Source organism: Enterococcus sp. DIV2453a, from assembly GCF_050533535.1.
Taxonomy (GTDB): Bacteria; Bacillota; Bacilli; order Lactobacillales; family Enterococcaceae; genus Enterococcus; species Enterococcus faecalis.
This window is the reverse complement of the sequence record NZ_CP172899.1, coordinates 1261523-1282877: the sequence shown is the minus strand read 5'-3', so window position 1 is coordinate 1282877 and position 21355 is coordinate 1261523. Positions and strand designations below refer to the sequence as shown.

19 protein-coding genes, 1 pseudogene and 1 other annotated feature are annotated in these 21355 nt (G+C 36.3%); of the genes and pseudogenes, 6 read left to right on the top strand and 14 right to left on the bottom strand.

Annotation, left to right across the window (positions count from 1 at the left end; genetic code table 11):
• Window positions 1-2: 2 nt before the first annotated feature.
• From IGK03_RS06380 to IGK03_RS06365, 4 genes are read right to left on the bottom strand one after another with little or no spacing between them, the layout of a single operon-like run.
• Window positions 3-584: a V-type ATP synthase subunit E gene (locus tag IGK03_RS06380; protein WP_002365627.1), complete on the bottom strand. Its 582-nt coding sequence runs from the start codon at window positions 582-584 to the stop codon at window positions 3-5.
• 16 nt (window positions 585-600) lie between these two features.
• The gene (locus tag IGK03_RS06375; protein ID WP_002363905.1) at window positions 601-1074 is read right to left on the bottom strand and encodes a V-type ATP synthase subunit K; all 474 of its coding nucleotides are present in this window, start codon (window positions 1072-1074) and stop codon (window positions 601-603) included.
• Between the two features lie 27 nt (window positions 1075-1101).
• Complete coding sequence (locus IGK03_RS06370) at window positions 1102-3081, bottom strand: V-type ATP synthase subunit I (protein ID WP_033624955.1); 1980 nt, start codon at window positions 3079-3081, stop codon at window positions 1102-1104.
• The gene (locus IGK03_RS06365; protein WP_002391201.1) at window positions 3071-3394 is read right to left on the bottom strand and encodes a hypothetical protein; all 324 of its coding nucleotides are present in this window, start codon (window positions 3392-3394) and stop codon (window positions 3071-3073) included. The genes IGK03_RS06370 and IGK03_RS06365 overlap by 11 nt, the downstream gene beginning before the upstream one ends.
• A gap of 116 nt (window positions 3395-3510) precedes the next feature.
• Window positions 3511-3558: a sequence feature (sodium ion sensor (DUF1646 type); this cis-regulatory element may regulate processes involved in with the transportation of sodium ions), on the bottom strand.
• Between the two features lie 208 nt (window positions 3559-3766).
• On the opposite strand from IGK03_RS06365, the gene nrdI reads away from it, so the two are divergent.
• A complete protein-coding gene (nrdI, locus tag IGK03_RS06360; protein ID WP_002389303.1) occupies window positions 3767-4210 on the top strand; it encodes a class Ib ribonucleoside-diphosphate reductase assembly flavoprotein NrdI in 444 nt (147 codons plus the stop codon).
• 58 nt (window positions 4211-4268) lie between these two features.
• A complete protein-coding gene (locus tag IGK03_RS06355) occupies window positions 4269-4448 on the top strand; it encodes a hypothetical protein (protein ID WP_002357684.1) in 180 nt (59 codons plus the stop codon).
• Window positions 4449-4508: 60 nt separating this feature from the next.
• Here the strand turns inward: IGK03_RS06355 and IGK03_RS06350 are convergent, their stop codons facing one another.
• Together IGK03_RS06350 and gdhA are read right to left on the bottom strand one after the other, a co-directional pair.
• Window positions 4509-5858 carry a glucose-6-phosphate isomerase gene (locus IGK03_RS06350; RefSeq protein ID WP_002357685.1) on the bottom strand — a complete coding sequence of 450 codons (1350 nt, stop codon included), beginning with the start codon at window positions 5856-5858 and terminating at the stop codon, window positions 4509-4511.
• 181 nt (window positions 5859-6039) lie between these two features.
• The gene (gdhA, locus tag IGK03_RS06345; protein ID WP_002360402.1) at window positions 6040-7386 is read right to left on the bottom strand and encodes an NADP-specific glutamate dehydrogenase; all 1347 of its coding nucleotides are present in this window, start codon (window positions 7384-7386) and stop codon (window positions 6040-6042) included.
• A 239-nt stretch (window positions 7387-7625) separates the two neighbouring features.
• Here gdhA and IGK03_RS06340 point away from each other — a divergent pair, with 239 nt between their 5' ends.
• Window positions 7626-8684, top strand: a complete 1059-nt coding sequence (locus IGK03_RS06340; RefSeq protein ID WP_002357690.1) for a type I restriction endonuclease — start codon at window positions 7626-7628, stop codon at window positions 8682-8684.
• A 122-nt stretch (window positions 8685-8806) separates the two neighbouring features.
• A complete protein-coding gene (locus tag IGK03_RS06335) occupies window positions 8807-10093 on the top strand; it encodes an NAD(P)/FAD-dependent oxidoreductase (protein WP_002361770.1) in 1287 nt (428 codons plus the stop codon).
• 40 nt (window positions 10094-10133) lie between these two features.
• On the opposite strand, the pseudogene IGK03_RS06330 reads toward IGK03_RS06335, so the two are convergent.
• Window positions 10134-10811 (bottom strand): annotated as a pseudogene (locus IGK03_RS06330) (ATP-binding cassette domain-containing protein); the annotation flags it as partial.
• On the opposite strand from IGK03_RS06330, the gene IGK03_RS06325 reads away from it, so the two are divergent.
• Entirely contained in the window at window positions 10812-11318 is a 507-nt protein-coding gene (locus IGK03_RS06325; RefSeq protein ID WP_002357693.1) for a hypothetical protein, read from the top strand.
• A 25-nt stretch (window positions 11319-11343) separates the two neighbouring features.
• On the opposite strand, the gene IGK03_RS06320 is transcribed toward IGK03_RS06325, so the two are convergent.
• The gene (locus tag IGK03_RS06320) at window positions 11344-12738 is read right to left on the bottom strand and encodes a 6-phospho-beta-glucosidase (RefSeq protein ID WP_033624954.1); all 1395 of its coding nucleotides are present in this window, start codon (window positions 12736-12738) and stop codon (window positions 11344-11346) included.
• Between the two features lie 141 nt (window positions 12739-12879).
• On the opposite strand from IGK03_RS06320, the gene IGK03_RS06315 reads away from it, so the two are divergent.
• Complete coding sequence (locus IGK03_RS06315; protein WP_002360405.1) at window positions 12880-13878, top strand: LacI family DNA-binding transcriptional regulator; 999 nt, start codon at window positions 12880-12882, stop codon at window positions 13876-13878.
• 35 nt (window positions 13879-13913) lie between these two features.
• Here the strand turns inward: IGK03_RS06315 and IGK03_RS06310 are convergent, their stop codons facing one another.
• The 6 genes from IGK03_RS06310 to IGK03_RS06285 form a co-directional block, all read right to left on the bottom strand.
• On the bottom strand, window positions 13914-15176 hold the full coding sequence (locus IGK03_RS06310) for an ABC transporter permease (protein WP_002357698.1): 1263 nt from the start codon (window positions 15174-15176) through the stop codon (window positions 13914-13916).
• Window positions 15169-16068 (bottom strand): ABC transporter ATP-binding protein, encoded by a 900-nt coding sequence (locus tag IGK03_RS06305; RefSeq protein WP_002357699.1) that lies wholly within the window; start codon window positions 16066-16068, stop codon window positions 15169-15171. Before IGK03_RS06305 ends, IGK03_RS06310 begins: the two co-directional genes overlap by 8 nt.
• A 104-nt stretch (window positions 16069-16172) precedes the next feature.
• Window positions 16173-16430: a DUF3884 family protein gene (locus tag IGK03_RS06300; protein ID WP_010713433.1), complete on the bottom strand. Its 258-nt coding sequence runs from the start codon at window positions 16428-16430 to the stop codon at window positions 16173-16175.
• Window positions 16431-16581: 151 nt separating this feature from the next.
• Window positions 16582-18378, bottom strand: coding sequence for an excinuclease ABC subunit UvrC (gene uvrC, locus IGK03_RS06295; protein ID WP_010775818.1), 1797 nt, complete (start codon window positions 18376-18378; stop codon window positions 16582-16584).
• Between the two features lie 164 nt (window positions 18379-18542).
• The gene (gene trxA, locus IGK03_RS06290) at window positions 18543-18857 is read right to left on the bottom strand and encodes a thioredoxin (protein WP_002357703.1); all 315 of its coding nucleotides are present in this window, start codon (window positions 18855-18857) and stop codon (window positions 18543-18545) included.
• A 97-nt stretch (window positions 18858-18954) separates the two neighbouring features.
• Window positions 18955-21321: an endonuclease MutS2 gene (locus IGK03_RS06285; protein ID WP_202334822.1), complete on the bottom strand. Its 2367-nt coding sequence runs from the start codon at window positions 21319-21321 to the stop codon at window positions 18955-18957.
• Window positions 21322-21355: the final 34 nt, after the last annotated feature.

Below are 21355 nucleotides of genomic sequence, written 5' to 3'. Positions count from 1 at the left end.
TCTTAACTGAAAAGTTTTTCTGCTACTTTAAAGCCTTCTGTTTTTTGAATCTCTTCAACTAATGCTGAAAAGAGAAAATTATAATCCAAACCGTCTTTTGCAACGATAAAGCCACTTTCTTTTGGAACAACTTCCTCTGAAAGCTCCCATTGAACAGTAGCATCAGAAAGGGCGGTCAGCCATTCTTGCGTCACTTTCGTTTGAGAATACTCTCCTAAAAGAATGGTCGCTTTTCCTGTTAATTCAAGTGAACCTAATTGTGCTTTCATGAATTGTTGAAATTCTTCCGCTGACCATTCACTCATCTTTAAGACCACTTCGTCAAATAATTGGTTAAGATATGCTTGTTTTTTATTTAATGCATCCTGACGAATTTCTAGTGTTTGCCGTTGTTGGCGTTGTTTAAATTCTTTTAATAATTGTTGTTGTCGTTTTTCTATTTCATGTTCTTGCTTCAGCAAAATTTCTTGTTGTGCTGCTTGGAATTCTTGATCGATGCGCGTTTGTTCACTGGTGACATAGGCTTCGACTTCTTGCTTTCCTTGCTGCTTAATTTCACTGATGATTTTTTCAATGGCATCCATCCATCTGCCTCCTCAATTATTTGACGTTCAATACAAGTAAGAAGGAAATTACGAACCCTAAGATGGCATAAGTTTCAACCATGGCAGCATAGATAATTCCTTTTGTTGCATGTTCTGGTTTCTTCGCTAAAATTTGAATCCCCGCAGCGGCCACACGACCTTGGGCAATCCCAGAGAACAATCCTGCAAAAGCAATTGGTAAAGCTGCTACAAAATAGTTCAACCCTTGAACCATACTCATATCGTTTCCTAAGTTAATATAAATTAAGAAAGCAATAACGAAACCGTATAGTCCTTGTGTACCTGGTAATAACTGTAAAATTAACGCTTGACCAAATTTTTCTGGCTGCTCCGTCGTTAAAGCTGCTGCTGCTTCCCCAGTAAAGCCAACCCCTTTGGCTGATCCAATCCCAGCAAAAATTGTCGCCATCGCCATTCCTAATACTGCAAAAACAATTCCACCATTATTATTAATTAAGTAATCCATCATCTCTATTTTCCTCCAATAAATAATTTTCTATTTTTTCTCAACATTGACATACTTTTCTTTTGTTTTTAGCGGATTAAACGCCCGGCCACCGCCTGTGTAAAATTTTCCAAAGAACTCAACATATTGCAAACGTGCGCCATGAACATAAGCACCTAATAACGATAAGAATATGTTTAACGCATGTAAAACAATTAACAGCAAGATGCCCACGCTAAAACGGGCAACTGGCGGCATGAACTCTACGAGCATATTAAACGCTGAAGCAATACTTCCCCCAGCAATTCCTAACGCCATCAAACGTGTATAACTAACTAAATCACCGACATAACCTGTCACACCGTATAGTCCATACAGTCCTTTGGCTAAGCCTTTTAATTTGGCCTTCGATTGAATCATTGGAATCACAATAATTGCAATGGCAGAAAGGCTAGCTAAAATCGCACCTGCTGTAAATAAGCCTTCATTTTTAACCACTAATTTACCAACGACTAACAATGCTAAACCAAACAAAATCCCTAACCAAGCGTAACTTTCGTTAATACTATCTAAATAGCGCTTTTGTTTTGATAACTGAATCCCATTAATCATTAAACCGACAACCAATTGGATAAACCCAAAAATAACCGATAAAATAAGAATCGTATTTACATCTTCGGTCGTTGATAAAATCGGAAATGGTGATTTGATTCCAAACATTATTGGCGGTAATGCTGCACCGAAAAACGAACCGTAAATGAAGCCCCAAATAATTGTTGGAAATGATAAAATCAAGAAAAAGTCGGCAAAACGTTTCATGCCTCTCGGTAAAACAAATGCTTTCAGAGCAATAATAGACAAGAGTAGCATCAGTAAGCCATAGCCAATATCCGCTACCATCATACCAAAAAAGACTAGATAAAACGGCATCATCGCAGGTGTCGGATCAACTTCTTCATATTTTGGTAAGCTATACATCTCTGTTAACATTTCAAACGGCTGCACCAATTTATTATTCGCTAATTTAACTGGTATATCCGTCTCAATTTCCGCCTTCGTAGGATTTTCAAAAGTAAGAGCTATTTCGTCCTTAGGAACTTTTTCTTCAATCGCTGTCAAAATCTCGGCTTTTTCTTCGACTGGAATCCACGTTTGCAAGATGAAAAATGATGAAGCATTTAACAAATGTTGACGTGCTTGTTCTCTTTGGATAACCGCCAATAAGACTTCTTCAGCCAAGCAAAACGTTTCATAGAAATCATGATAAGAAGCCAGTTGTTGCTTTAAGGTTTTTTCTTCTTTTTGTAAAATTTCATATCGTTCTTTGACTTGTTGATATGCCTCTTTAGGTGGAACATCATAACGGTATTGGAGTGGTTCAAAACTATATTGGTTTAATAACTCGGTTACACTCTGCTGATGTTCCTTCAGGTAAACGAGTGTAAAGTAACTATGATGCATACTTTGATAAATTTCTTCAAAATAAACCGTTGGCCATTGAGACAAAGCGCTCAAGAAACTGGCTTTATTGGCTAGATTTATCGAACCATGAACGACATAACTACTTTTTAACTGCTGTTTATGCGGTAAAATATCCAGATATTGCCAGCGGCCTAATAATTCTTCTTCAGCTTCTAATCCTTGACGATCCGTTTGAATTTGTTTCAAAGATTCTTGAATATTCTTTAATTCCGTCAAATAGCTTTGTAATGTTTCTTCATCAAAGGTTTGTTCCAACTCTTCTAAGGTGTAGACTTTTCTTTTTATCTTTAAGCCTTTTCCTGAAGAGCGTGTCAAAAATAAAAGAAGCTCTTGCAATTGTTGTAGCATCGTTTCATATTTACGTAGCTGTTCAGTTGACTGTTCTGCTTGTAAAAAAGAATATTGACTCTTTAAGGCTTGTTCTTCTTCAGGCGAATGAAAAATCCGTTTTACTTCGACAATTTGCAAGCCTTGAATGGCTTGTAGAATTGCTGCTTCTTTTTCGGCAGCGGCAATTATTGTCATTTTTTCCATTTTACTAACTGCCATAAACGTCTTTCACCCTCTCAATAATTGAATCAATGACTTGTTCTTTGTTCGCTTCGTAACGTTCGTGAAGCGCTTGTTCAGTGCGCTTTGTTTCATCTAAAAGTTGTTCTTTTTCAAGTTGTAACATCTTTTCTTGCGTTGCTAGTGAATCCGTCAGCACTTTTTCAACAGCTTCTTCACTCTCTTGACGTAGTTTAGCTAAACGTTCTTGCTTCTGTTCTTCATATAAACGACAATTCATCTTAGCTTGTTGCCGATGCTCTTCCACCGCATCTTCCGCTGCCTTGATTTGCTCTAGTACTTCTTGTACCATTGTCTCCACCTCCTTAGTTTTTACACCTTTAGCATATAAGAAAAAGGACTAGCGAAATAGAGATACGCTCAGCCCTTTTGTTTTAGGTATGCAAAAAGGCGCAAACTCAAAAATTGTTCTTCTCACCCCTTGAAGAACTGAATCCTTGAAGCTTTCGCCCAACCATTCTTTATTCAATACTCTACCATCTTAGCAAAGTTTTTCGCAAAATTCAATACTTACCCAAATGAATTAAAATAACAAATTTTCACTTTTATAATAGGTAATAAAAAGGCATTATTTTTTTCGCTTTATAATTATTGATCTTGAATTTTTTTCACATAGATGTGCTATACTTACGTAAACAATTAAATTTATTTGGAGGGATCTCTGATGAATATACGATATATTTCAATCTCTGGTAATACACGCTCATTTGTTCAACGTTTAACAACTTATGCTGAAGAGCAACATCAGCAAAACGAAAAAAATCCTACGATTACTTTCAAAGAAATTTCGGAAAATTCTCCGTTAGAAGTAGAAACAGAACCATTTTTTACTTTTGTGCCTACCTATTTAGATGGTGGCGATGGCATCAACAACGGCAATACCGAAATTTTAACAGAAGTCATGCGAGAATATCTTGCTTTTGAAAATAATTATCGTTATTGCTCTGGCGTGGTGGGCAGCGGCAATAAAAACTTTAACCACCAATACTGCCTGACAGCTAAACAGTATGCGGAACAATTTAACTTCCCCTTCTTAGCTGACTATGAATTAAGAGGTACTCAAGCGGATATTGAACGAATTTATGCTATTTTAAAGGAAAACCAATAAGCAAGTTTCATTACTAAAAAGCTCACCTATGATAGACTACATTTTGAGGTGAAGAAAAATGAGAAATACATGGTTAGCAGAACAACTTCAGTCAATCAGCGAAGAGCCCAATTCTTTTATTATCGAGGAAACCATCAAATATATTGAACAATTAGAAGATGATAATGAAAGTCTTCAAGTTGCATTGGAAGGAACTATTTGGAGTCCTAAAAAATGGAACGAACCTTTGGAAAAATAATTTAAACAGAAGAAAAGAGCCAGAAACACTTACGTTTCTGGCTCTTTTCTTCTGTTTAAATTATAGGCGTGCATTTAAATCTTTTGCTAATTCTTCAAAACCTGGTTTACCTAATAAAGCGAACATGTTGCGTTTGTAAGCTTCAACACCTGGTTGGTCAAATGGATTAACCCCATTTAAGTAACCTGAGATGCCCACTGCAATTTCGAAGAAGTACATAACATAACCTAATGAATAAGCATCCATTGTTGGCACTTTAACGATCATGTTTGGCACACCACCATCTGTGTGAGCAAGCAACGTACCTTCGAACGCTTTTGTATTGACGAAGTCAATTTCTTTTCCTTGTAAATAGCCTAAGCCATCTAGATCTTCATTTTGTTCTGGAATTGAAATGCTATGGCGTGGATTTTCAATTTTAACCACTGTTTCAAATAAGTTACGCATACCCTCTTGAACATATTGACCCATAGAATGTAAGTCAGTTGAAAAGTCTGCGGCTGCTGGGAAAATACCTTTGCCATCTTTTCCCTCTGATTCACCGTATAATTGTTTCCACCATTCAGAGAAATAGTGCATGCCAGGCTCATAGTTAATTAACATTTCAGTTGTTTTGCCTTTGCGATATAAAATGTTACGTAACGCAGCATATTGATAGGCTTGGTTTTCTTTTAAGTCGCTCGTTGCGCCGTATTCTTTACGTGCATCATTTGCACCTTCCATTAAACGATCAATATCCGCACCGCTAACAGCGATTGGTAAAAGACCTACTGGCGTTAAAACAGTGAAACGACCGCCCACATCATCAGGAATCACAAATGTTTCCCAACCTTCCGCATCGGCTTCAACTTTTACTGCTCCTTTAGCACGGTCAGTTGTCGCATAAATACGTTTATTGGCTTCTTCTTTGCCATATTTATTAATTAATAACTCTTTAAAGACGCGGAAAGCAATCGCTGGTTCTGTCGTCGTTCCAGATTTTGAAATAACGTTGACAGAAAAATCACGATCACCAATCACATTGATTAAATCAGCTAAATAAGTTGAGCTGATGCTATTTCCAGCAAAGAAGATTTGTGGCGCTTTCCGTTCTTCTTTTGATAATAGATTATTAAATGAATGTGTCAAAAATTCAATTGCTGCACGGGCACCTAAATATGAACCACCGATACCAATGACTACTAATACCTCAGAGTCAGATTGAATTTTTGCTGCTGCTTTTTTAATGCGCGCGAATTCTTCTTTGTCATAGTTTTCTGGTAAATCAATCCAGCCAGTAAAATCATTACCAGCTCCTGTACCTTCACGTAATGCTTTGTCCACTGCAGTGACTTGTGTTTGCATGTATTCCAATTCATGGTCAGCAACAAATGGTGCTAATTTGGAATAATCTAATTGAATGTGTGACATTCCTTTTCCTCCTCGAAAGTAAACTTACTACATGTATACTTTACGTGTTTTTAGACATTTTTTCAAGCAAATTCTTTTGGATAGACCAATTGTTTAATTTTAACTATTTAATTAGAGATATTTATTCTCTTAATCAAACAAACCAAGAAAAAATGCTAGGAAATCCTAGCATTTTTTGTTATTAAACAAGTCCTTGACTCAGCATCGCTGCCGCTACTTTTTCAAAGCCAGCAATATTCGCACCTAAAACAAAGTTATCTCGTGCCTGATATTCGTTAGCTGTATCACGACAAGTCTCATAAATGTTTTGCATAATTTGATCTAGCATACCGTCAACTTTTTCAAAGGACCAAGCTAAACGTTCAGCATTTTGGCTCATCTCTAATGCAGAAACCGCAACACCACCTGCATTAGCGGCTTTACCTGGACAATAAATTACAGCTGATTTAGCAAAAACGGCGACTGCTTCTAGTGTACAAGGCATATTTGCGCCTTCTGCCACGACTTTCACTCCATTTTTCACTAAAATAGCGGCTTGCTTTTCGTTGATTTCATTTTGTGTTGCACATGGTAACGCAATGTCATACGCTGTTTCGAAATCCCAAACAGATTCTTTATCATAATAAGTTGCGCCTTTACGTGTTTCAACATATTTTGAAATGCGTTCACGATTTTTTTCTTTTAGTTCTTTTACTAACGCCACATCAATTCCTTCTGGATCATAGACAAAACCAGACGAATCGGAACATGTGATTACTGTGGCGCCTAGCTCAGTTGCTTTTTCCATGGCATAAATTGCGACATTCCCGCTACCAGAAACAGCGACTTTTTTGCCTTCAAACGTATCGTTTTTATCTGCTAATAAATGTTTAACAAAATAAACCGTTCCATAACCCGTCGCTTCTGTTCTTGCTTGGCTTCCCCAGTATCCTAAAGGTTTTCCAGTCAACACTCCTGCATCATAGTTGCGCAAGCGTTTATACATGCCAAACAAATAACCAATTTCACGAGCGCCTACGCCAATATCGCCTGCTGGAACATCTGTACTTGGACCAATATGTTTTTGAAGTTCGGTCATGAAACTTTGACAAAAGCGCATCACTTCAGCATCTGACTTACCTTTTGGATCAAAATCACTACCGCCTTTGCCGCCACCGATTGGCAAACCAGTTAAACTATTTTTAAAAATTTGTTCAAAGGCCAAAAACTTCATCACACTTAAATTCACACTTGGATGAAACCGCAAACCACCTTTGTATGGTCCAATCGCTGAATTATATTGGACACGATAGCCTCTGTTCACATGCCAGTTGCCCTGGTCATCTTGCCACGGCACACGAAATTGAAAAATACGTTCAGGTTCAATCAAGACACCTAAAACATTTGCTTCAATGTATTGAGGATTTTTTTCTAAAAAACCTTCTACGGTTGGTAAAAACTCATCGACTGCTTGTAAATATTCTGTTTGACCTTGGTCTAATTGGTGAATTTTTTCTTGAATATTTTTAACATATTGTTTTGCGTCCATTTAATCATCCTCTCATTGTTATAGGTTTATTTTAACTGAAAATTCAAAAATTACCATAGTCAAACGTTTATTTTTTTATTTATTTCTTTTTTGCATTTTTATTGCGCTAATGAAAGCGTTGACATATTTTTGTAAAGTATGTAATATAAAATTAGTAAGCAAAGATAAAAATTTGTTGATATTTTGCATTAAATACACTCTTATACATCAAGATGTATTTAAAGAAAAGAGGAATATTTATGGAAATGGAAAAATTTAAAGATGATTTAAAATCGTTAGGTAAAAGAGTAACAAAATTAAAGGAAAATATTGCTACCGAAGAAGCAACCAAAACTTCTTTAATTATGCCCTTCTTTCAAATACTGGGTTATGACATTTTTAATCCTTTGGAATTCGTTCCAGAATTTACTGCTGATGTAGGGATTAAGAAAGGGGAAAAAGTAGATTATGCGATAGTAATTGATAGTATTCCTACTATGTTAATTGAAGCAAAATCTGTCAACGAGCAATTAACAAAACATGATTCTCAATTATTTAGATATTTTGGGACTACGACATCAAAATTTGGAATATTAACAAATGGTAAAGAATATAAATTTTTTACCGATTTGGAAGAACCCAACAAAATGGACGTCTCTCCATTTTTAACTATTGATATAACTAATTTGAAGGATACACAAATACCAGAAATTGCTAAATTCCATAAAGACACATTTGATATTGATAAAATTACAAGTAGCGCTTCTGAATTGAAATATTTAAATAAATTTAAAGCTTTCTTATCAGATCAGCTTTTAGACCCTTCAGAAGATTTTGTAAAATATTTTGTTGGAGAAATTTATGGCGGAGTAAAAACTAAACAAACATTAGATAAGTTTACACCTATAATAAAAAAAGGAATAAATCAATTTATCAATGAAAAAGTAAATGAAAAGTTAAGTGCTGCATTAAATACTTCTGTTTCGGACAAAGAAGATGATTTGTCTGAACAGCCTGAAGATGAAATCGAGAATAATATAGTTACTACTCCTGAAGAATTAGAAGTTTACACAATTTCTAAACTCATTTTAAAAGATACAGTAGTGTTGGATAGGATATTTTATCGAGATAATAAAAGTTACTTTAATGTACTCCTAGATAATAATATCAGAAAATGGATTTTAAGATTTTACATGAATAATAATGGTATGAAAATAGAACTAAACAACGGATTAAAAGAATTAATTTCAATCGAATCACCATTAGATGTGTCTAATCATTCAGAAAAAATAATAAAAATTGTAAACGAGTTCTTATAAAACTAAGGAGCCAGTTAGTAAATTTTCAATTAGCTGGTTCCTTAGTTTTATTTATTTTTTTCCTTAAATCCAGAAAAAATCCTGTAATTATGGTACACTACCTATTGAATTGGAGGAGAACTATGAAGAAATTTGATGTAATTATTGTCGGTGCTGGGACGAGTGGTATGATGGCCACGATTGCGGCCGCAGAAGCTGGTGCTCAAGTATTATTGATTGAAAAAAATCGCCGTGTTGGGAAAAAATTATTAATGACTGGTGGCGGTCGCTGTAATGTAACCAATAATCGGCCCGCAGAAGAAATCATTTCATTTATTCCTGGGAATGGAAAATTTTTGTACAGCGCATTTTCACAATTTGATAACTATGATATCATGAACTTTTTTGAATCCAATGGTATTCACTTAAAAGAAGAAGATCACGGACGCATGTTCCCTGTTACAGATAAATCGAAGTCAATTGTTGATGCGCTATTTAACCGCATTAACGAATTAGGAGTCACTGTTTTTACAAAAACACAGGTCACAAAATTACTACGAAAAGACGATCAAATAATTGGCGTTGAAACCGAACTGGAAAAAATTTATGCACCATGTGTTGTATTAACAACTGGCGGCCGCACTTATCCTTCCACAGGAGCAACTGGTGATGGCTATAAACTAGCCAAAAAAATGGGGCATACTATCAGCCCACTCTACCCTACCGAATCGCCTATTATTTCTGAAGAACCTTTTATCCTTGATAAAACGTTGCAAGGTCTCTCTTTACAAGATATTAATTTAACTGTTTTGAACCAAAAAGGAAAACCTTTAGTTAATCATCAAATGGATATGCTGTTTACACATTTTGGCATTTCAGGACCTGCCGCGCTCCGCTGTTCTAGTTTTATTAACCAAGAATTAACTCGCAACGGCAATCAACCTGTCACGGTAGCCTTGGATGTGTTTCCGACAAAATCTTTTGAAGAAGTGCTGAAAAATGTTGATTACATGATTGAGGAACAGCCAAATAAAGTGGCAAAAAATGCCTTTCATTCTTTAATACCAGAACGTCTGCTCACTTTTTATCTAGAGAAACTAGCAATTGAAGAAGTGCCTGCCAAACAACTAACAGAAAAGCAACGTCTTTCCTTTGTGGAACTACTGAAAGACTTTCAGTTCACTGTTACGAAAACATTGCCTTTGGAAAAATCTTTTGTCACAGGCGGTGGGATTTCCCTCAAAGAAGTGACCCCTAAAACAATGGAGAGCAAATTAGTCAATGGTTTATTTTTTGCTGGTGAACTTTTAGATATTAATGGCTATACTGGAGGCTACAATGTTACAGCTGCATTTGTCACTGGACATGTTGCTGGCTCCCATGCCGCAGAAATTGCAGAATACACCTATTTACCAATTGAAGAAGTCTAAACAAAAAGTCGCTAAAATAGCGACTTTTTGTCTACTTTTTTTATTTATCAATAATTTTCCCGTTTTCTAAATAAATAGTGCGGGTGGCTACTTTTTCCACAAACGTTTCATCATGCGAGGTGAAAATTACTGTTCCTTGATAGGCACTTATAAATTCTTCAAGTGCTTGGATTGTGTCTAAATCAAGAAAATTGGTGGGTTCATCCAATAAGATGATATTATTTGGTTCTATAAATAATTGCGCCAAAGTAATTTTTATGGCTTCGCCACCACTTAGAGAAGATATCTTTGTCTGTAAATTTTCTTGTTGAAAACCTAGCCGATATAAAAGTGAACGCACAATCTTTTCAGAATAATTTGTCCGCTTCAATAAATAAGTCAACAGTGGTTCATCATTTTTTAATCGATAATCTAATTGATGATACGTTCCTAACCGGACTTTGGGAGAAAAGTAAATGGCCGGGTGACGGGCTTCAATTTGTTGAAGGAAAGTACTCTTCCCAGCACCATTTTTTCCACAAAGTGCTATTTTTTCGTTTAAAGGAATTTGAACGTTCACTTGGTTAAGAATTGTTCGATTCTCATAAGCGAAAGTTAAATTTTCAATTCTAATTGGATATGGATTGTATAAAGAGAACTGATTATTAGTAGGAAAAATAATTTTTCGCTCTTGTTTTGCTTGCGCAACATCGGGTAATCTGTCAATTCTGACCCTAATATCAGAGAATCGGACTTTAGTAGGATACAATTTTACCGAAACTATGGCAAAATAAAGACGGAGGTGAAAACCATGAAGATTACATTGACACGAAAAACATCAGCTTGGGGCGCGTTACGCTATTTTACATTTTATAAAAATGGTGTGCATCAAGGGAAACTTTTTACTAATGTACCTATTGAAATTGAGGCTGATCCTGGTGATGTTTTAACGTTCTATGAAGGCTGGTTCCAATTTTATCGGCGCATTGAAGTTACTGAAGATACCAAAGAAATCACGATTATCAATTCTAAAAAATTACAGCACGTTTTTTATACCTGTGTCGTCTTATTTTTAATTTTAACGCTATTATTCCTTTCCGCACAGAAACTTTCGACATTTATTATTGCTGAAATTTTAATTTACTCTGGTATTCAGTGGCTGTTCCGGCAACAAACCTATCATTTTACTGTCAAGAAAAAAACGGAATCCTTTGCTTCCTATTCTAAAAAAAGTATCGCACACTAAACGAATCTTTAGCGTGCGATATTTTTTAATTACTTTTCATTAATTCGGCCACATATGTGACTGTTTCTGGTTGTGTTTCTTCAATTTTATTAATCGCATCTGCAAAATTCGGTAAATGTGCTTTGTGGGCAATTAATAATTCGTCCAACAAGGTCTTCGCCATGACGCCGCCAGGAACTAATGGATTAATAGTGAAAGCATGCAATGCTGCGCCGTAATCACCATTGATGGCTGCTCGAATAACCGTTTCTTCCATAGCTTTCATATTTTGAATAATTCCTCGTGCTGCTGGCGGAAAGGCCCCCCAGTTGTAAGGTTCATGGCCATGTGCTGTCACAGGTCCAGATACTTCTACAACACAATCATACGGTAAATCAGTAATTGTCCCATTATTTTCAGTAGAAACAACCATATCCGTTCGTTTATCATTATAGATTGATGCGATCATTTCACAAGCTGCATCGCTATAGTGTGTGCCGCCCCGTTCTTCTAATTCTTTTGGTTTGTAATCTAGTTTGGGATCTTTATACAATTCAAACAAACGACCTTCCGTTTCTTTAACCACTTGTGCTCTTGTTTCGCCCCGTTCATACTCTTCGACGGAATGCTTCAACATCTCATCTTCAATATAATAATAGCGATGATAACCACATGGTAACATTCCTAAATCTTTTAACTGTTCATAATGGAACGGCGCATCAAAAATATTTTTCAAATGACTTTCTTGCTCTTGCTTAGGTCCGTAAATTAAATCAATGAGTTCTTGTGTTCGCTCTTGTCCTTCTTTGTCCCAAACGCGGTGCCAATGGAAATGATTAATTCCAGCAAATTTAAAGAATAAGTCTTCTTCTGGAATTCCCAGCATTTCGGCCGCTTGTTTTCTATGACCAATCGGCACATTACATAAGCCAACTGTTTTTTTCCAACCGCCATGTTTAATTGCAGCTTCCGTAACCATTCCAGCTGGATTAGTAAAATTCACTAACCAAGCATCTGGGCAAAGGCGTTTCATATCGTCAATAATAGCTAAAATGACAGGAATTGTTCGAAATGCTTTAAACATTCCTCCCGCGCCATTTGTTTCTTGGCCTAATACTCCATGGGACAAAGGAATCCGTTCATCTTTAATGCGAGCATCTAATAATCCTACACGGAACTGTGTTGAAACAAAATCCGCCCCTTTTAAGGCTGCTTCACGGTCCAAGGTTAAATGAACTTCCCAATCTAAACCAGCAGCTTTAATCATGCGCTTCGCCATTGCACCTACGATTTCCAATTTTTCTTTACCAGCTTCAATATCGACTAACCAAATTTCCTTAATTGGCAGTTCATCTTTTCTTTTAATGTATCCTTCAATTAATTCAGGTGTATAACTAGAACCGCCACCAATTGTTGCAATTTTTAATGCTCCTCTTGTCATCCGTCTTCTTCCTCCTTGATTAAATTGTTATCGTTTACATCTTTAGGATAAATTATGGGAATGTTCCCATGTCAAGCACTATTTTCAAAAAAATGTATGCTATACTTCTTATAAGAATACATTCCACTTTGGAGGTAAAAAATGACGTCTATCATTGATGTAGCAAAAGTTGCCGGTGTCTCGAAATCGACTGTTTCTCGCTTAATTTCTGGAAAAGGATATGTGAGTGCCGATAGTCAAGAAAAAATTCTCAAAGCAATGAAAGAATTAAATTATACCCCGAATTATGTGGCGCGGAATTTACGAGCAGGTGCCACAAAAACTATTGGCTTTTTAGCCCCTAGCTATTTAGGTTCCTTAGGTATTTTCTTGAATCGCTTTATTTCAATTGCCAAAAAATACAATTATTCCGTAACCTTATTTTTTACAGATGGCGATCAACAGAAAGAAATTGATGCCTTGAACCAATTAAAATACAAACAATTAGATGGCTTGTTTTTATTGACACGAACAAATGAATGGTCGGTGATTGAGCCTTACAGCGCGTATGGCCCTTTAGCAACCTGGCATCGTATCGATTCACCTAATATATACTCTTCCTACATTGATCATTACTCTGGTTACTATCGTTCCTTAGAATATTTACAACAACAAGGATACCAAAAAATCGGTCATGTCCTCGGTAATCCCGAAAATTTAAACACGCACGCACGAAAACGTGCAATGAAAGATTTTTATGAAAACACTCAGGCACCTTGGCAAGCTGAGTGGCTGATTAATGATCAGTATACTAACCATTCTGGTCGCAAAATTGCCCATTACTGGCAACAATTAACCGAAAAGCCAGAAGCTTTGGCCTTTTATAATGATCACGTAGCAGCTGAGTTTATTTCAGAACTTGAAAATCTAAATTATGCCGTTCCTCGCGATGTCGCTGTCATTGGCTTTGATAATAGTTATGTCAGTGAATTGATGCATATTACGACTGTTGATTATGCCATTCAGTATCAAGCCGAAAACTCATTTATTTACCTATACAACCAATTAAATCAGACGAACATTCCTGAAAAAAAATTAACCGTTCGTCTAGTTGAACGACGAACGGTGCCTAAAAAAGACCCGGCAGATCAGTCACTTTGACTGATTTACCGGGTCCTTTTAGAGTTAAACAAAAATTATTTATGCTTTTGTTCATTTTTTAAAATAGAAATTGACTGTTTTAAGGATTGAATCATGCCGCCTTCGCTGTATACAAGAACGTTTGATTTGTATAAACGAGCAGAGAAGATTGTTAAAATAATTCCAAAAACTGCCAAAATCACTAATGAGACAATTGCTTCCATTGTTGATGCCGTTTCGGTCGCCAAGCGTACTGGCATAATGTATGACGAAATCAGCGGAATAAAGGAAGTCACTTTCACCACGATATTTTGTGGATCATTCGTCCCAAACGTAATGCCAATCATATAACCGATTAAACCAATATACATGATGGGCTGAACTGCTTTTGCTGTATCCTCTGGTTTGGAAACAAGAGAACCACAAAGTGCTGCCAAAACAGCAAAAACGAGAATACCAATAATGAAAAAGCCTAATGTAAAAATAAAGGTTGATGAAAAGATACTTTGTGGTGAAATACCACTTAATAGACTTTTCATAAAATCAAGATTTTTCAATTGAGAATAGCCGAGAACAAACGCCACTCCGTAAATAAAAATTTGTGTTAAAGCTACTAGAATAACCCCAGTTAATTTGCCATAAAAATGGGTTTGCGCTTTTGTACTAGAGAGAATAACTTCCATGATTCTAGTGCCTTTTTCAGAAGCAATCTCTTGGGCAATAATTGAAGAATAACTGCTGATGAAGACAAATAACAAAATTGTTATCCCCATTGCTAACGCCATTTGAATCCCTGTGTTATCTTCTCCTGTTTTTATTTTGCCATTTTCATCAAAACTAATTTTGGCTTTTTTAAATGTTGCTTGTTGATTCAACATGGCAACTTGCTCAGCTGTTAGGTTTAAACGATTGGCATTCGCCATTGTTTGTAATTGGTTTAACATTTGAGGAATTAGCATCTCGGTTGCATTTCCTAAAGAGCGTTCAGAGTAAAGCTGACCAGAAATCTGATTATCTGTAGTGTCCAAAAGTAAATAGGCATCAATTTTCTCGTCTTTTAATTGTTCTTGGGCCTTTTTCTCAGAAGAAACAGCTTTGAAAGAAAAGTCCTCTGTTTTATTCTTTGTCAACTCTTTAACCAGCGCTTGGTTTTCCGAAACCAGACCAATGGTAGTATCTCCTGAAAAACCGCTAGCTAGAGAGCCCGCTAAGTAAACAATTCCTACAAGAAGAAATGGCGCTAAAATCATGATTAAGAAAGACAGCGACTTCACATTTTTCTTATAGACATCAGTCGCAATAATCCAAAATTTACTCATCTTGCCCACCTACTTTCATTTTGAAAATTTCTTCCAATGTTGGTGGTTGTTGATTAAACATTGGAATGTAGCCGTTGGCTGTCGCTTTATCAAACAACACTTTGCCCACTTCAGCGTTTTCTAATGTCGCTTCTAAGACGCCATCTTGTCGCAAGTGTGCTTCTTTCACACCTGCTGTAGCAGCAACTTCCTCAACAGATAACGGTGATTCTAAAAATAATTTTGTTCGACCAAATTGTTGTCGAATTTCATGAACCTGACCATCTAAAACCATGCGTCCATTTTTTAACATGACTAAATGGTCACAGATTTTTTCCACATTGTCCATATTATGACTGGAAAAAATGACACAAGAACCTTGATTTTTCAATTCAATAATGCCGTCTTTTAATAATTCTGCATTAACTGGATCCAAGCCACTGAATGGTTCGTCTAAAATAATTAACTTCGGTTCATGAATAAGTGTCGCAATCAATTGAACTTTTTGTTGATTGCCTTTTGATAAAGATTTAACTTTATCCGTTTTTTTGCCTTTAACTTGAAATTTTTCCATCCAAAAGTCAATTTTAGGTTCAATTTCTTTTTTAGTTTTCCCCCGCAATGAAGCGAAATAAATTAGTTGGTCTTCAATCGTAATTTTAGGATATAAACCCCGTTCTTCTGGTAAATAACCAATAATATTGTATTCTTTTTCGTTTAATGGTTGACCATTCCATAAAACCGACCCGCTATCTTGTGTTAAAAAATTTAAAATCAAGCGAAACGTAGTTGTTTTCCCGGCACCATTTTGGCCAATTAATCCTAAAATTTTCCCGTCCGGTATCGTAAAGGATACATGATCAACTGCTTTAAAATCCCCAAAGGTTTTGACTAACTCTTTTACCTCTAACACATAAACGCCCCCTTCACTTTTTCTAAACCGCTGTTTAGTTACTCATATCGTATCTTTACTGTGTTGGCTTGTCAATGACAATTGTTATGGAAAGATGCTGCACTTTAATCAGACGCTTTATTTTCTGCTAAACGAAAAAGACCATCCGTCTCGGCAGAAATATGCACTTCATTTGCGGACAAGCCTGTACTTTCATAAAATGTATTTTTAAATTCCTTTGCCGATTTTGATGATTGGCAGGCCCAAATTCGACCTGTACGATTCAGCCACGTACCCAATTCATTTATTAAACGCTCATCAATCAGTAATTGATTTGGTACTTTTTTAAATTTTATTTGATAAACGGGTGTTAGTATTTTCATGATCAGACGTCCTCTCTTTTAAGTTAGTTTTAGTATATCACGAAAGAAATCGTTATCATATTTTCTTGAAAGTTCAACTTTTCATGAAAAAATTGAATAAAAAAAACAGACAAATTAGGAAAAGCACCTAATTTGTCTGGTTCATTTTCATTTATTTTTCTATCTCAGAGGTTGTTTCTTGACGCAAATGACGATACACATTCTTTGCGACAGTTTCAGGTAACCCAGCTTTTCTTAATTCTTCAACACTGGCTGACGTAATATTTTTAAGCGATTTAAATTCTTTTAAAAGATTTTTTTTGCGTTTCGGTCCCAAGCCTTCAATGTTATCTAATTTGGAAGCAAAACTATTTTTACTACGTAATTGACGATGGAATGTGATGGCGAAACGATGGACTTCATCTTGGATTCGTTGCAACAAGAAAAATTCTTGTGAGTTTCTTTCCAATGGTACAACTTCTAAGTTTGGACCAAATAAAAGTTCACTCGTTTTGTGCTTGTCGTTCTTGGCTAATCCAGCTACAGGAATATCGACTCCTAGTTGATTGGCTAACACATCTTTAGCAACATCGACTTGGCCTTTACCACCATCGATTAAAATTAAATCAGGAAAAGGCAAGCCTTCTTTTAAAACTCGTGAATATCTGCGATAAATGACTTCTCTCATAGAAGCGTAATCATCAGGACCTTGGACGGTTTTTATTTTATATTTTCGATACTCATTTTTAGCTGGCCGTCCGTCAATAAACACAACCATCGCAGAAACAGGGTTTGTTCCCATAATATTTGAATTATCAAATGCTTCAATTCGAATGGGCGCAGGTATGTTCATCGCATTGCCTAATTTTTCAACTGCGCCAATTGTTCGTTCTTGTTTCCGTACAATCAAATCAAATTTTTCATTTAAAGCAACTGCAGCATTTTTACTGGCTAATTTAACCAGTTTTTTCTTTTCTCCCCGTTGCGGCTGCAAGACTTTCGTAACTAATAAAGCTTCGACGCTTTCTTTATCAATGTCATCAGGAATCAAGACTTCTTTTGGCACAAAATGCTCATTCTCTTGATAAAATTGTCCAATAAAAGTTAAAAATGCTTCACTGGCATCATCATAAAATGGAAAAATCGATACATCACGTTCGATTAATTTTCCTTGTCTGACAAAGAATACTTGGACACACATCCAGCCTTTATCAACAGCATAACCAAACACATCACGATCAATTAAATCCACATTCGTCATTTTTTGGCGAGTCATAACTGTTTCAATCGCTTTGATTTGATCGCGAAATTCTGCAGCTTTTTCAAATTCCATATGTGCAGCTGCATAAGCCATTTTTTCTTGTAAGCGGTCTTGAATTTCTGTATGTCCACCAGAGAGAAACCCTTTAATCTCTTCCACCATATCTTTGTAGACTTGCGGATCCACATCAAAAGCATAGGGACACAGACATTGTCCTAAATGGTAATACAAACAAGGTGTTTTTTGCGACGGATTACATTTTCGCAAAGGAAAAAGCCGATCTAACAGTTTCTTTGTTTCATTCGCTGCATTTACATCTGGATATGGCCCGAAATATAACGCTTTGTCTTTTAAAACCTTTCGAGTAATCATTAAACGAGGATATTTTTCGTTTGTGATTTTGATAAAAGGATAGGTTTTATCGTCTTTTAACATGATGTTATATTTGGGATTATTTTTATGGATTAAATTAATTTCTAATAAAAGTGCTTCAATATTCGATTCTGTCACAATATATTCAAAATCATCGATTTCACTGACTAATCGTTCTGTCTTAGTATCATGGCTACCACGAAAATAAGACCGGACACGGTTTTTCAAAATTTTGGCTTTCCCAACATAGATAATCGTGCCGTTTTTATCTTTCATTAAATAACAACCAGGTTGATCAGGAAGCAGTGCTAATTTATTTTTTATTCGTTCGTTCATACGATACTTCCTTTCTAACAAAATACTTCATCTATTATACACCTCTTTTTGTAATTAAACAAAAAAAGCCGCTACTTTATGTACGAAAGAAACAGCCTGAAAAGACAATCGCTAATGATTTCTCTTCAGACTGAATCAGACTATTCGTAATGACTAATCAACGTTTATAAGTGTTTGGCAATCATTGCTTGCAATTGGTCTTTTGTATGAACACCGACTGCTTTTTCAACAACTTCGCCATCTTTTTTCAATAGCAATGTTGGGATGCTCATGATTCCAAAACTTGCTGGTGTTGCAGGATTTTCATCCACATCCATTTTGACGATTTTTACTTCGTCTTCATCATATTCTTCAGATAATTGTTCTAAGATGGGTGCTTGCATACGACAAGGGCCACACCAAGTTGCCCAAAAGTCGATTAAGACTAATCCTTCATCTGTTTCTGTTGCAAAATCTTTATCGGTAATTGCTTGTGTCATTTCACAAACCTCCTACTCTTTACTCTTATTACATGCTTAGTATAACATGTCATCTCTAAGATAGCGAGTGTTCTGCTTACTTATTGTAAGTCCTTGTTTATTGGAATTTTACGACAGTCGCACCATTACCACCTTGGTTTTGTGGCGCAAATTCATAGCTTTTCACACTGCGGTGATTTTTTAAAAATTCCGTTATTCCGGTTCTTAATGCACCTGTTCCTTTGCCGTGAACAATGGTTACTTGTGGATAGCCCGCTAGAATCGCAGCATCAATGTATTGGTCAACTTCTGCCAATGCTTCTTCGTAGCGTTTGCCACGTAAGTCTAGTTGCGTGCCAACATGGCTGCTTTCTGCAGAACGAACCGTTGTAACTCTTGGTTTTGCTTCTTTTTGTGGAGCGACAGGCGTCATATCCTCTTCAGATACGTTCATTTTTAAAATGCCTAATTGGACTTGCCATTGTCCTTTGCCGTTGTCTTTTAATAAGGTCCCTCGTTGGCCGTAGGTATTAACAATTACTTCATCGCCAACTTTTAATTTTTTCTGCTCTTTCGCCTTCTTCAGCACTTTGTTTTTAGCAAGCTTGGTTTCTTCATGGTGTAATTGAGAAAGCTGTGTTTTCGCATCAATTAACTGATGTTCTTTGACACCACCTTGTTGGCCACTTTCCAATTGCATTTTGCGAATATCAGAAATAATGGTTTCTGCGTTTTCTTCCGCTTCTGCAATAATTTTATTTGCTTCTTTCCGCGCTTTTTGTAATTCTTTTTCTCGTTCTTCAAAAAACACTTGATAGGCTTCTTTCAGTTCTTTATGCAAAGCGGCCGATTCATCAACATAGTGGCGAGCTTCTAAATATTCAGTTTCGGCCATTTTACGACGGTTTTCCAAGTCTTCAATCATTTCGTTTAAATCTTGACTTTCACCGTCCATTATTTGTTTTGCAGCTTCAATAATACTATTGTCTAATCCAAGACGTTTAGAAATTTCAAAAGCATTACTTCGGCCAGGCACGCCAATTAATAAACGATAGGTTGGACTCAAGGTATCTACATCAAATTCCATACTGGCATTGATTGTTCCAGCTCGATTATAACCATACACTTTTAATTCAGGATAATGGGTTGTTGCCATCACATAGGCTCCTTTAGCGCCCAATGAATCTAAAATGGCAATCGCTAAAGCGGCCCCTTCTTGCGGATCTGTCCCAGCACCTAATTCATCAAATAGTACTAAACTTTGATGATCGACTTTCTTTAAGACAGACACGATATTCGTCATATGTGAAGAGAAAGTACTTAAACTTTGTTCAATCGATTGTTCATCCCCGATATCCGCAAATACTTCTGTAAAAATCCCCATTTTACTTTCTTCTTCAACTGGAATAGGTAATCCAGCTTGACCCATTAATTGTAAAAGACCTAACGTTTTCAGAGTAATGGTTTTCCCGCCGGTATTAGGCCCTGTAATCACAATTGCTTGATATTCTTCTCCAATCACAATGTCATTGGCTACAGCTTTTTCTGGATTTAATAGTGGGTGCCGGGCTTGTTTAAAAACTACATGATTTGCTTGACTAACTTCTGGAACAACTGCTTTTAGTTCTTTTCCTAGTCGCGCCTTAGCATTAATAAAATCAAGTTTACCGATGACATAAGCATTATGCGTAATTTCTCGGCGATAAGGAACCAACTCAGCCGACAGTTCTGCCAAGATGCGAGTAATCTCATTTCTTTCGGCAATTTGTTGTTGTCGCAAACGATTATTCATTTCTAAAATTTGTTTAGGTTCAATAAATAAGGTTTGTCCTGAAGCACTTTGGTCGTGAACCACGCCACCAAAAATATTTTTATATTCTTGTTTGACTGGAATCACGTAGCGTTCATTTCGCATAGTAACAAGAGCATCACTAAGGTAACGTGCGTTTTTCCCACGAATAATACTATCTAGTTCTTCTCGAATGGTCTGCTCACTACGTCGAATATTTTGCCGAATTGCCTTTAAGGCTGGCGAAGCTTCATCTGTGACGTAGCCATCATCATCAATGGCTTGTTTGAGTTGGCGATTTAATTCAGGCAAAACTTCTAGTTGCTCTCGCCACATATATAAACGTTCAAAATCAACTTCATTTTCACTTAACTCATCAAAAAAACGAGTCAGTTCTGAAGTAGTCGACAAGACACGGCCTACTTGTGCTAATTCTATGCCATTTAAATCCGCACCAATTTCAATCCGTTTCATGTGTGGTTGGATATTTTCTAATTTAGGAATGGGGATTCCACCACGTAATCGTTGAACTTTTAAACCATCCTGTGTTTCATTTAGCCATGATTGAATTTTATTTTCATCAGCAATCGGTAATAATTCCGAAACTTCGTTTGTCCCCTGAGCTGTCACAATAAATTGCAACAACTGTTGTTTTACTTTATCAAACCCTAATGTTGATAGAATACGCTGATTCATTTTTCCACCTACTTTTCTAACTTTTTCATTTGTT